Here is a 12,625-nt window from a genome sequence, read left to right as displayed (position 1 = left end):
AGGAATCAGGCTGGTCGCGCCTCGTCCTGCACGAGGGCTTCCACCTCGATCTCGACCACAGCTTCCTTGTCGATCAGGGCGGAGACCTGAACCATCGTCAGGGCCGGGCGGATGTCGCCGAAGAGTTCGCCGTGGACCTCGCCGACTTCCTGCCACTTCGAGACGTCGGTGACGTAGATCCGCGTACGCACGACGTCCGCAGGCTTGCCGCCCAGGGCTTCAAGCGCCGCGACGATGATATCGAAGGCGCGTCGCGTCTGACCCGCCAAGGTCGGAGCGTAGGTGCCGTCGGCCTCGATCCCGACCGTGCCGGTGACGTGGATCTGGTCGCGAACCCGAACGGCCCGGGAGTAGCCGATCTTCCCTTCCCACGGCGATCCGCTGGAGGCGAGCGTCCGGCCGTTCTCGTGAGTCGTCGTGATCTTCACCTTGGAGGTCATGGCTGCGAGTCGCTTTCTCTTGGCAGGGAGTGTCCAGGACGCCGGCCCCTTCGCGGCCGACGCGAACCAGCGTAGTAGGCGTCGGCCAGCCCGACAAGGGTTTCCGGGGGGCTGGACGATCGCCTCCCGACGTCTGAAAATAGAGAATCGGCGGAACCAGCCCTAGGCTTGGCGGAGCGATCGATCGAGACATGATCGCAGATTACTACGAACGACTGGGCGTCGAACCAGGGGCGACCGTCGCCGAGATCGAGGCCGCGCTCAAGAAGAAGCAGCCGGCATGGTCGATGGGGACTCGAAACCCGAAGACGCGCCACACCAACCAGCTTTTCCTCGACGAGATCCCCTCCCTCCGCGCCGCCCTCCTGAGCGGCCCCATCAATCGCGCCGCCTACGACGCCGAGTTGTCCGCCGCCGACGTCGCCCGCCGCGAGGCGAAGCTCGACGAGTTGCAACGGCTGATCAAACTACGGGCCGCGAAGGGGGGCTTGAACTCCACCGACCGCGATCTGCTCAAGGCCGAGGCCGCTCGGGTTGGAATCGAGGCCGAGACGCTCGACCGCCTGACCAAACCGTTCCCCTTCCTGATCGACGAGGAGGGTAGCCGCGACGACGCCGAGGACCACGGCCCGCCTCCCGACGTGCTCGACGCCTCCACCCGCCGCCAGATCCGGATGGCTCTGGATCACCTTGACCGTCGCGACCTCTACGACGCGCTCGGGCTCTTCCGGGACGCTCCGCTGATCGTGATCGCCGGCCGAGCCGACGAGGAACGCCAGCGCTGGATGAAAAAAGCCCAGGTCACCGCCGAGAAGACGGCCTGGCTGGAGATCGTCTCCCACGCCCAGACCCACCTCGCCAACCCGAAGACTCGCGCCCGATACGACCGGACGCTCGCCCTTGAGGCCGAGGAAGCCTTCGAGCAAACCGCCGCATTCGCCGTCCGTGGCCTGTCGCGGATCGACTCGGGAACGCATGTCGCCCTGGTGGACGAGGCAGGCTCACGCGGGATCCCCCCCGACCGTGCGCACCGGCTGATCCTCCGAGCCGCTCGCAAGGTCGGAGTCGCCGCCGACAGCGGACCAGCTCCGAAAGCCGCCGCGTCGAAGACCGGTCTCTCGAAGGGGGACGGCTACAGGTTCCTTCGCTGCCGAAGCTGCGCCGGCGTGACCGAGTTGAGCCCGACCGCCCGCGCCGCGACAGCACGTTGCAAGCATTGTGGTGCCTCGTTGCGGTGGGACTGCCCGGTTTGCAAACGGTCCAACCTGGTCGACACCCCGAAATGCGTCTGCGGGTTCCGACTGTCGCTGAGGGAAGCCCTGATCCGTCGATTCGCGGCGGCCCTCCACGCCTATCGAACGCACGACCTGGCCGAGGCGCGGCGAAACCTGGAGGAGGTCCAGAAGTACGCCCCGCAGCACGTCGGCGCCCGCAACGGCATGGCCCGAGTCGCCGAGCGTGAACAGGAAATCGACCAACTGCGGATGGCCTTCGAGTTGGCCGAGGCCGGCGGCCGGATCTGGTCGGCGGCTCGGACGCTGGCCGCCTGGCGGAAGATCGTCGCGCCCGACTCGCCGGCGATCGCCTCGGCCCACGGCCGGATCGCCGATCGACTCCGCAAGGCGGAAGTGCTGGCCGCACGAGCCAAGAAGTTGGAACGGGTCGATCCGCCCGAGGCCCGTCGGCTGTACCTTCGCAGCCTTGGACTGGCCGCAGACCTCCCCGCCGCACTGACCGGCCTGGAACGCTGCCCGCCCGACGCCCCAACGAACCTCGACGCCCGCGTCACGGCTGAGGGAGTCCGGCTCTCCTGGCTCCCCCCCTCGCCCGACGACCTCGCGCCACCGTCGTTCGTGATCCTCCGGAAGCCCGGCGACCTCCCTCAGCACCCTGCCGACGGCACCCGGATCGCCGAGACGGCCGGGGCCGAGTTCCTCGACCAGACCGTCGAGCCGGGCTCGACCGTCAGCTATGCCGTCCTCAGCCGTCGCGGGCAGGCTGAGTCGCTCGCCGCCGTGGCCGCGGGGCCGATCGTCTTCCTGCCGGACGTCCGCAACCTCCGCGCCGAGGCCGGCGACGGCGCAATCACCCTCTCCTGGGACGCCCCCCCCGGCGCGGCGGAGATACGCGTCGTCCGGAACGCCGAGGTCGTCCCCCGGACGCCCCGCCACGGCGATCGAATCGCAGCCGCTCACGACTCGGCCCTCGACCGCGACGTCGCCGAAGGACGCGTCTACCACTACGCCGTCTTCGCCATCTTCCGGACCCCCGAGGACCGGCGATTCCCCTCGGCCGGGGTGACGATCTCCGTGGCCGCCACCCCGCCGGCCTCCCCAACGGGCCCTCCTCGGACCATCGTCGATCCGACCGGTCGGATCCGGATCGAATGGGCCGCCCCGCCGCGAGGGACGATCCGACTGCGACGGACGAGCAGTCCCCTGCCCCAACCGCCGGGATCGGCCGTTGCGCCGGCCGAGATCGAGGCCCTCGGCGGCGACTGGATCGAACCAACGGGACCCGGACTCGCCGAGGACTTCGATCCCCTCGGCCCGACCGGACGCTATTACACGCCGCTGACCGCGCTGAACGGCCACCTGATCGTCGGCCGGGGAGCCTGGCTCGCCCGGCTCGTCGATCCGACCGACCTCCGCGCTGTGCGACTGGATCCGATCGCCGCCTCGCCGGACGTCGCTCGAATCCAGCTCCGCTGGACCTGGCCCCCGGACGCCCGATCGGCCCGTGTCGCAGCCCGTCGCGGGGCCCCTCCCGCCGGCCCCGACGATTCCGAAGCCCTCCGCTTCGACGTCCGGCGCGACGACTACCAACGGGCGGGCTCGTGGATTCTTAACGCTCCAACCCCCGCTGGCGCTGAACCGACGGCCTCGCCGGGCGCAAACCACTGGCACGTCCGGGTCTACGCCCAGGACGCCTCCGACGGAGCCTTGCTTCATTCTCCGGGTGTGGAGCCCTCGGCCGAGACCGTCGCGCCGGGGCCTCATCCCGAGATCACCCTGTCCTACCAGTGGAAACGATCCTGGTTCCCCGGCCGCCCCTGGACCCTGACCGTCCGAACCGAGCCCCCCGGCGCGGAGGTTCCGCCGCTGGTCGTCGTGGCGAACTCCCGAGCCGTGCCGGTCTCCGTCGAGGACGGCGAGGTCGTCGCACGCCTTCCCGCCGGTCGCGACGGCGTCTCCCATTCCGTCCCGCCCGACCCACGATTGACCGAGGACGGCGTCCGCGCCTTCCTGGACCCCGGGCGCGACCCCGACGTCATCCCCCCCATCCGCATTCGTCACCCCGAAACCGGCCGCACCCGCGTTTGACGCCACCTCCCACGATCGACGCAAATCGCTATCTCGACTGATTTTACACCCACGAAAGGGCTTCGAGCGCCTCTCCGTTCATTTCCCCTCGGGCCCGGATCTGGTACAATCCTTTGTTCAGCTGGATGTACACTGAAAGCCGCCGCTCGACCGGACGGAACGGCGATGACGTTCCCAGGCCGCCACGGCGAATCGAGACGAACGCGACGAGGCACGACGGATGAACCGATACAACAGAGACGCCGACGATTTCTACGTTAACGTCAATCTGAATACCGAGATGGAGCTGCCCAGCAACCGCGACACCGTCCTGCACTTCTTCGAGCAGATGAGGAAGGGCTTTCCCGAGCTTCGCGACTTCCAGTCCCGCGAGAACGGGGACCTCGTCCTTGAGAGCGACAAGGACGCGGAAACCCATCGCTCGATCTCCATCGAGGCCCGGCGGCTGGCGTCTGGCTGCACCAATCCCGAGCAGCTCTCGGACGCCTATCGCCAGCACGAACTGCTCCTGGACATCGCCCCCCACCTGCTGTCGATCAGCCTGCTGGACTGCGAGGCCCTCGACGTCACGTTCGGCTTCGACTTCACGTATGACGGCAATCATGACGAGGTCGTCGCCGAGGCTCTTGGCATGGGCTCCGCCTTCGAGGGGCTGCTGGAAACTCCCCTCTCCAAGAAGGTCGTGAACTTCGAGCCCTCCCTGACGGTGGCCCTGGACGAGTCCTGTCAGCTCCAGGCCCGGCTCTCAGTCGAGACCCGCACCAGCGCCTACCAGCTTCGGACCGGCGAGTTCGGCGACGACCAGATCAGCCTGTATCTCACGATCCGCCAATACTGGGGCAACGGGCCCGATCTGTCGTTCCTGGAATCGTTCCGCCGCCAGCGCGAGATCGGCGAGGACATCCTCCAGCGGTCGGTCATCCCCCGCGTCGTCCGCCCGCTGGCCCAGGTGATCGCCTCACGCTGAGGTCCGGAGTCGTCCGATGAGCCGACCCGCCGACCCGTGGTCCAAGGCCCTCCGCCACCTTCGGAAGGTCGACCCACACCTCAAGGATGTGATCCGGCGCGTCGGCCCGTGTCGGCTCGCCCCCAGGGAGGATCGCCTGGGGGCGCTCGTCGGGTCGATCGTCTCCCAGCAGATCTCGACCAAGGCCGCGGCGTCGATCAGCGGCCGGCTTCACGAGTTGGCCGGCCGCCCCTACGATCCAACCCGGCTGATCGCCCTGGGCGAGGACGCCCTGCGAACCTGCGGGCTCTCCCGCCCCAAAGCCCGATACGTCCTGAACCTGGCCGGGGCCGTCGTCGACGGCTCGCTCCCCGTCGACCGGATCGACGACGGCTGGGACGACGACGCGATCATCGCCTCCTTGACGGCCGTGAAGGGGATCGGCGTCTGGACGGCTCACATGTTCCTGATCTTCGCCCTCAATCGCCCGGACGTCTTTCCAGTCGGCGATCTGGGCGTCCGCTCGGCGCTTCGGAACAAGCACGGGCTCGCCGAGCTTCCGACCCCCGCCGAGTGCCACGCTCTGGGCGAGGCCTGGCGGCCGTATCGCTCGGTCGCCAGTTGGTATCTCTGGCGGAGCCTGGAACTCAAGTGACGCTCAGCGCGGGCGATCCAACTCGGCCACGGCCTGCATCACGGCCGTCCCGAAGTCGTTCTGCATCTGGCGGGCGTTCGACCCCTGGATCATGAAGACGGCGACGATCCCCTGGCTCGGGTCGACCCAGATCTGGGTGCCGAACGCGCCATCCCACCCATAGCTCCCAGCGCTCCGGAACGTGGCCGCGCGGATCGGATCGACGACAACCTCCATCGCGAACCCGAACCCCATCCCCTCGGGTCGGCCGAGGTTCCCCGGGAACTTGTCGCCGACGTGATTCGCCGACAATACGGCCACGCCGCGCGGGCTGAGGATCCGCTTCCCGTCCAATTCGCCGCCGTTGGCCAGCATCAGGCCGAAGCGATGAAAGTCGGCAGCCGTCGAGATCAGGCCCGCCGCGCCCGAGGTGTATGGCTCGACGAACCCGAACGAGTAATCCCCCTTCTTCAGCTCTTTCCCCTTCCGCGAGTGGAAGGAGGCCAGCCGTGATTCCTTGTCGGCCGGAGTGTGAAAGAAGGTGTCGTTCATCCCAAGCGGCTCGAAGAGCCGTCTGCGCAGGAACGCGTCGAACGACTCGCCCGAGGCGATCTCCACGATTCGAGCCAGCGTGTCGATCCCCCCGAACGGGCTGTACGACCACTTCGTCCCGGGCTCGAAATCGAGCGGCGCCGGCGCGATCCGGTTGACGTAATCCGCCAGCGTATCGCCCTTGCGCGGAAACGTCGAATCGGCTGGGAATTGCTTCTGGCCGAGTCCGCCGCTGAGCAGGCCGGAGGTGTGGGTCAGCAGGTCGAGGACCTGAACCTCCCGCTTCGGGGCGACCAACTCGACCCGGCCGTCCCGTTCGACGGCGACCTTCTTGTCCTTGAATTCGGGAATGAACCGAGAAACAGGGTCAGTCAGCCGGACCTTCCCCTCCTCGACCAGCATGACCACCGCGACGGCCGTCACCGGCTTGGTCGTCGAGGCCATGTGGAAGAGGGCGTCGGGAGTCATGGGACGACCGTTCTCGACGTCCAGGACTCCCTGAGCCTCGTAGTGGACGACCTTGCCGTGGCGCGACACCAACGTAACCGCGCCGGCGATCTCGCGATCCTGGATCCGACGTCGGACGACGTCCGAGATCCGCGGCAGTCGCTCGGCCGCGACGCCGACCTTCGAGAGGTCGTCGACCGCAACCGAAACGGGCTGCTGGGCGCGGACGAGCGACGCCCAGCAGCAACAGAAGCAAACGGAAGCCGCGGCCGCGAATCGGGAGAAGTTCATCGAGATGCCGCCCCTGATTTCCGTCTCGTCCAGATCCAGATCCGAACTCAGCTCACCAGCGACGCCAGCCCCAGGGCCTCGGCCCCGGCCCCCATCCCCAGCCCGGACGAACGACCGTCACGCCGGGCGACATCAAGACCGGGCCCGGCGTGGCGACCATCGGGGCCGCGATGACCGGCGAGGCGATCACCGGTGATGCCACGACCGGCGAGGCGACCACGGTCGGGGCCGCGTACACCGCCGGACGGCGAACGACCACCGTCGAGGGCACAACATAAGGGTTGGCGACGACCGGGGCGTAAGTCGGCCCGACCACCACCCCGGGGCCCCTCGTGACGACCGTCGTTCCGCCCCAGTACTGAGCCTGGGCCGAAGCCGTCGAAAGAGCAGCCAGAGCCGCGGTCAGAAGGCACGTCTTGATGATTCGCATCGGAACTTCCCTCCTGTCGATGGAACGATCCCCGTCCTTAGTTGAGGATCTCAAGCTTGGGCATCTTGGGGTTCTTCAGGTTACGGATGCTCACCTGCGCGGCAAGCTTCTCGACGACGCCCATGAGAGCAGCCTTCGAGGGCGAGCCCTCCTTGAGCGCGGCGTCCAGCCGACCCATGTCCCCCGTCTCGCGGAGGAACAGGTTGAGCGGAACCTCCCCCAGGAACGGCACATTCATCGCTTCGGCCTTGCGGCGGGCGCCGCCCCGGCCGAAGAGGTAGACGCGTTCGTCCCCCTCCTCATCAAAGCAGGCTTTCCCCTCCACGAGCTGCCGGGCCTGGGGCCCTCCACGCTCCTGAAGGTAGGCCATGACGTCGAAGTACGCCATGTTCTCAATCATTCCCAGGAGCGGCACGCGAAGCTGGCGGAACATCGCCACGGCCCGCGCGGCGTCCAGCAGGGCGACTTCCTGAGGCGTGCAGACGACCACCGCGCCGGTCAGCGGCAACGTCTGGGCCAGGGTCAGCGGGATGTCGCCGGTCCCGGGAGGAAGGTCGATGATCAGATAGTCGAGGTTGCCCCACTCCACCTTGCGGAGGAACTGCTGCATGATCCCGTGGAGCATGGGCCCGCGCATGACGACGGCCTGGTCGGGCTCCAGCAGAAAGCCCATCGACATCAGCTTCAAGCCGGCGGCCTCGACCGGCACGATCTGATCGCCCCGGGCCATCGGCCGACCCGACGCGCCGACAAGATGGGGGATCGAAGGCCCGTAGACGTCCGCGTCCATCAGGCCGACCGCCGCCCCGTGCGCCTTCAGACCGAGGGCGATCGAGGCCGCCATCGTCGACTTGCCCACGCCCCCCTTGCCCGAGCCCACGGCGATCACGTTTTTCACGCCTGGGATGTCGCCGGTCTCGGCGGCGCCCTTGCCGCGGACCTCGGCCGTCATCCGGATCTCGATCTCAAGCCCCGCGGGGAGGCGGCTCTCCAACGCCTGGCGGACGTCGGCCTCGATCTTCCCCTTGAGAGGGCACGCCGGGGTCGTCAGGTTGACGGTGAGCGCGACCTTGCCGGGCCCCACCCGGACGTCTCGGATCATCCCCAGGTCAACGAGGTCACGACCCAGGTCGGGATCCTTGACGCCCTTCAGCGCGGCCAGCACGTCCTTCTCGGTCACCACAATATCCGTCTCGCCCGACATTCCCATATTTCCCCAGGTTACGGCTTCGCCAGGACGCTCGAGTCACGTCCACCTATAGTACGCGGAAGCGTCCCCGACGACTAGCAGTCCGCCCGCTGGGCGGCCGCGGCGATCACCTCCTCGATCCAGGCCGAGGGATCGCGCGATGGGTCTGCGGGCCGTGGCCGAGACCACCCCTCACTGGCGTACGCCTTGGCCGACAATCCAATCCAACGGCCGATCAACTCAGCGACCTCAGGCGGGGCGACCCGCCCAGACACAGCACGCGTCACACCAAGATCTCTTGCAGCATCCATCACATCCAGACGGTCGAACGGATCGATGAACATGATGAGAGGCGACGAGCCTCGTTCGACGACCTGCGCGACTTCGCGAAGGGCCTTTTCGGGATCCGGTCCGCCCTCGATTAAAACGACCGGAGTGGCATCCCCTATGACCGCCTCCAGCAAACCGGCCGTCGACCGCGTCTCGGCCCATCGTACCGGGGCTCCGTCCAATCGGGCTCGGAGTTGCCGGGCCCAGACGCCGGAGCGTTCATGTAGAACCACCACGACCTGCGAGCGAGCCTGGTTGTGGAGATCCGGTTCGATCGTCACGAGCGGGTTCCTTTGGGTTCGATCGACACCGATGAATCAGGTCGAAAAGCCGTCGCCGGAGGCTTCGGCAGGCTGGTTCAGTGGTGATTTGGGGAGTTGATCGAATTGGGTTTGATTGACGAGTTTCGTCGATCTCGAAGAACGCTCATCCATCGGGCGGATCATGCAACCCGAACGACCTTCCTACAGACAATATGGTCCGAAGATCGATCCGAGCGACAAGGAAAGCGGCGATTCCTCAGCGATCAGGACGTCACGACTAGAACGGGGGCGACTCGCATCGGGCCGACCTGAACCACCGAGACGAGGATGGTCTCGGCAGCATGGTGCGACTTTGCTGGACCGCGCACGTGTTGATACACTGGCCCGAAGGTCCTTTGCGGCGAGGAGACTCGTGTGATGTCGAGAGGCGAACGCCCCCTTCTCGGGTGGATGGTGGTCTGCTGCGTCCTCCCGGCTGTTTCCAGCGCCCTCGCCGCCGAGGGGCCCCAGCCGGCTGCGCGGGTCGATTTCGATCGCCAGGTCCGCGCGATCCTCTCGGACAAATGTTTCCACTGCCACGGTCCCGACCCGAAGAACCGCAAGGCCGGCCTCCGGCTCGACACTCGCGAAGGAGCCCTCGCCGAAACCAAGTCGGGCATCCGCGCCGTCGTGCCGGGGAACCTTGAGGAGAGCGAACTCCTCGCTCGAATCGCCTCCGAGGACGACTCCGAACGGATGCCTCCTCGAGACTCGGGCCGCGAGTTGGCTCCCGGAGACGTCGACGTCCTCCGGCGCTGGATCGAACAGGGCGCCGAATGGAAGGAACACTGGGCGTTCATTCCTCCCGAGCGGCCTGCGACGCCCAACGTCGCCCGCAAGGCGTGGCCGATCAACCCCATCGACCGCTTCATCCTCAACCGGCTTGAGGGCGAGGGCCTGGCCCCCTCTCCCGAAGCCTCGCGCGAACGCCTGATCCGCCGCCTGACCTTTGACCTGACCGGGCTGCCGCCGACGCTCGCTGAAATCGACGCCTTCCTCACCGACGGCGCGCCGGACGCCTACGAACGCCTTGTCGATCGCCTGCTGGCCTCCCCTCGCTTCGGCGAGCGGATGGCCGTCGACTGGCTGGACGTCGCCCGCTACGCCGACACCTTCGGCTACCAGGCCGACGTCTACCGCGCCGTCTGGCCGTGGCGCGACTGGGTCGTCCGCGCCTTCAACCAAAATCTGCCGTACGACCGCTTCATCACCTGGCAGCTCGCCGGCGACCTTTTGCCGGCCCCCTCGCGCGACATGATCCTGGCCACGGCCTTCAACCGCATGCACCGCCAGACCAACGAGGGGGGCTCGATCGAGGCCGAGTGGCGGACCGAGTACGTCGCCGACCGCACCATCACCTACGGCTCGGCCTTCCTCGGCCTGACGCTCGAATGCGCCCGCTGCCATACCCACAAGTACGACCCGATCACGCAGGCCGATTTCTATTCGCTGTTCAGCTTCTTCAACAACATCGATGAATCGGGCCTTTACTCGCACTTCACCAACGCCGTCCCCACCCCGACTCTCTGGCTCGCCGAGGCCGGCCAGGAAAGCGCCCTGGCCGCAGCCAAGGCCGGTGTGGAAGTCACCGACGCGAACCAGATTCAGATGCGGCTTCGCCGTCGGGACGAGTTCGACGAGTGGCTCCGCAAACTCGATCGCTCTCGCCCGCCTGTGTACTCCCCGACAGGACGGATCGGCGATTTCTCGTTCGACGACCTGACCGACGGTAAGCTTGCCAACCGCGCCGACGCGGGCAAGCCGGGCAAGGCCGTCGAGGGACCGTCGCTCGTCGAGGGCCGCGTCGGCAAGGCGCTGAAGCTGGACGGCGAGGACGGCGCGACTCTGCCGATGGGGAACTTCGATCGCTATCAGCCGTTCTCTCTGGCTCTCTGGATCAAGTCGCCTGATCGAAAGGATCGAGCCGTGATCCTGCGACGGTCGATGGCCTGGACCGACGCGGGCAGCCGAGGCTATCAGGTCCTCATCGAGGACGGCCGATTGACGGCGTCCCTCGTCCACTTCTGGCCGGGCAACGCGATCGGGATCGCCGCCCGCGAGCAGGTGCCCATCAACCAATGGACCCACGTCGTCCTGACCTACGACGGGTCGAGCCGGGCGTCGGGCCTCAAGTTGTACATCGACGGCCGGCCGGCCGAGGTTGAGGTCGTTCGAGACGGTCTGACCAGGACGATCACCGGCGGCGGCGCCGACGACCTGGCCGTCGGCCATCGGTTCCGCGACCGGGGCTTCAAGGACGGCGAGGTCGACGAACTCCAGGTATTCGACCGCGCCCTGGCCCCCGTGGAGGCCGCCCAGATTCACGACGGCCGGACGCTCCTCGATCTGCTCGCGGCCGATCCGAGTACGCTCTCCCAGGCCGACCAAGACAGCCTCCGCGACTACTTCTTCGCCGACGTCGACGCCAAGAACAAGGCCGAGTTGGCGGCCGTTCGCGACGCTCGCATGAAACAGGCGCGAATCGCCGACGCGATCGCCGAGATCATGGTCATGCGCGAGATGCCCCAGCCTCGGGAGTCGTTCGTCCTGAGACGCGGAGCCTACGACGCCCCGGGCGATCCCGTTACGGCCGACACGCCCCACAGCCTCCTCCCGTTCCCCAACGGGGAGCCCCGAAACCGCCTGGGCCTGGCCCGCTGGACGACTGACCCGAAGAACCCGCTCACGGCTCGGGTGACGGTGAACCGCTGGTGGCAGTCGCTTTTCGGCCGCGGCCTGGTGGCGACGCCTGAGGATTTCGGCTCGCAAGGCCGGCCGCCGTCGCATCCGGAACTCCTCGACTGGCTGGCCCGCGAGTTGATCGACTCCGGCTGGGATGTGAAGCACGTCTGGCGGCTGATGGTGGAATCCGCCACCTATAAACAGTCCTCCGACGCCTCGCCCGAGTTGCACGCGCGCGACCCGGACAACATGTTGCTCGCCCGGGGTCCGCACGAACGCCTCACCGCCGAGATGGCCCGCGACAACGCCCTCGCAGCGTCCGGCCTACTTGTCGGAACGATCGGCGGGCCGCCGGTGAAACCCTTCCAGCCGGACGGGCTCTGGGAGGAGAAGTCGAATCTGAAGTACACCCGAGACGTCGGCGCGGGGAGCCATCGGCGCAGTCTTTACACTTACTGGAAGCGGACGTCGCCGCCGCCGGCCATGCTTACGTTCGACGCCGCCAACCGCGAGGTCTGCGCCGTTAAACGGCAGCCCACGGCGACGCCCCTCCAGGCGCTCGTCCTCCTGAACGACCCCCAGTTCGTCGAGGCCGCGCGGGCGCTGGCGGAACGGGCCTTCCGTGAGGGAGGCGAGACGACGCGCGATCGCGTCGGCTTCCTCTTTCGCGTTCTAACCGGCCGCCGAGCCTCCCCAGCCGAAGCCGACCTGCTCGACGCCATGTACCGCGAGCAGTACGACGAGTTCGCCGCCGGCCGCGCCCAGGCCGACAAGCTCCTGGCCGTGGGCGACGCCCCTCGCGACGCCTCGATCCCCGCCGCCGAAGCCGCGGCGATGACCGTCGTCGCCCAGGCGCTGCTCAACTACGATGAGACCGTGACGAAGCATTGACTCATTGTGTCCTCGAGGAAAGGACTGCAGTTCGACGGTCTTCCCCCCTCGCGGGGGAAGACAGACCGCGAAGCGGTCAGATGAGGGGGCGATCGGTGTGGACCGACGAGCAACGCATCGGACACGGATCCCATGCCGGCCGCCCCCTCATCCGGCCCTTCGGGCCAC

At 67.6% G+C, this 12,625-nt stretch carries 9 protein-coding genes; 4 read left to right on the top strand and 5 right to left on the bottom strand.

What is annotated here, in order from left to right; translation table 11 throughout:
- Nucleotides 1-5 precede the first annotated feature (5 nt).
- Entirely contained in the window at nucleotides 6-440 is a 435-nt protein-coding gene (locus tag G5C50_RS18415) for a RidA family protein (protein ID WP_165071716.1), read from the bottom strand.
- Nucleotides 441-631: 191 nt separating this feature from the next.
- Here G5C50_RS18415 and G5C50_RS18410 point away from each other — a divergent pair, with 191 nt between their 5' ends.
- The 3 genes from G5C50_RS18410 (at nucleotide 632) to G5C50_RS18400 (ending at nucleotide 5,364) form a co-directional block, all read left to right on the top strand.
- Entirely contained in the window at nucleotides 632-3,763 is a 3,132-nt protein-coding gene (locus G5C50_RS18410; protein WP_165071715.1) for a J domain-containing protein, read from the top strand.
- A gap of 220 nt (nucleotides 3,764-3,983) precedes the next feature.
- Complete coding sequence (locus G5C50_RS18405) at nucleotides 3,984-4,730, top strand: hypothetical protein (protein ID WP_165071713.1); 747 nt, start codon at nucleotides 3,984-3,986, stop codon at nucleotides 4,728-4,730.
- Nucleotides 4,731-4,746: 16 nt separating this feature from the next.
- On the top strand, nucleotides 4,747-5,364 hold the full coding sequence (locus G5C50_RS18400) for a DNA-3-methyladenine glycosylase family protein (RefSeq protein ID WP_165071711.1): 618 nt from the start codon (nucleotides 4,747-4,749) through the stop codon (nucleotides 5,362-5,364).
- A gap of 3 nt (nucleotides 5,365-5,367) precedes the next feature.
- On the opposite strand, the gene G5C50_RS18395 is transcribed toward G5C50_RS18400, so the two are convergent.
- The 4 genes from G5C50_RS18395 to G5C50_RS18380 form a co-directional block, all read right to left on the bottom strand.
- Entirely contained in the window at nucleotides 5,368-6,633 is a 1,266-nt protein-coding gene (locus tag G5C50_RS18395; RefSeq protein ID WP_165071710.1) for a serine hydrolase domain-containing protein, read from the bottom strand.
- A gap of 52 nt (nucleotides 6,634-6,685) precedes the next feature.
- A complete protein-coding gene (locus G5C50_RS18390; RefSeq protein WP_165071708.1) occupies nucleotides 6,686-7,063 on the bottom strand; it encodes a hypothetical protein in 378 nt (125 codons plus the stop codon).
- A gap of 37 nt (nucleotides 7,064-7,100) precedes the next feature.
- Nucleotides 7,101-8,267 (bottom strand): Mrp/NBP35 family ATP-binding protein, encoded by a 1,167-nt coding sequence (locus G5C50_RS18385; RefSeq protein WP_165071707.1) that lies wholly within the window; start codon nucleotides 8,265-8,267, stop codon nucleotides 7,101-7,103.
- A gap of 80 nt (nucleotides 8,268-8,347) precedes the next feature.
- A complete protein-coding gene (locus G5C50_RS18380; RefSeq protein ID WP_165071705.1) occupies nucleotides 8,348-8,863 on the bottom strand; it encodes a hypothetical protein in 516 nt (171 codons plus the stop codon).
- Nucleotides 8,864-9,262: 399 nt separating this feature from the next.
- On the opposite strand from G5C50_RS18380, the gene G5C50_RS18375 reads away from it, so the two are divergent.
- On the top strand, nucleotides 9,263-12,457 hold the full coding sequence (locus tag G5C50_RS18375) for a DUF1553 domain-containing protein (RefSeq protein WP_240907201.1): 3,195 nt from the start codon (nucleotides 9,263-9,265) through the stop codon (nucleotides 12,455-12,457).
- Nucleotides 12,458-12,625: the final 168 nt, after the last annotated feature.

Origin of the sequence: Paludisphaera rhizosphaerae (assembly GCF_011065895.1) — a bacterium.
GTDB lineage: Bacteria > Planctomycetota > Planctomycetia > Isosphaerales > Isosphaeraceae > Paludisphaera > Paludisphaera rhizosphaerae.
Note: the sequence above shows the minus strand (reverse complement) of the source record. Positions and strands in the feature narration are given on the sequence as shown.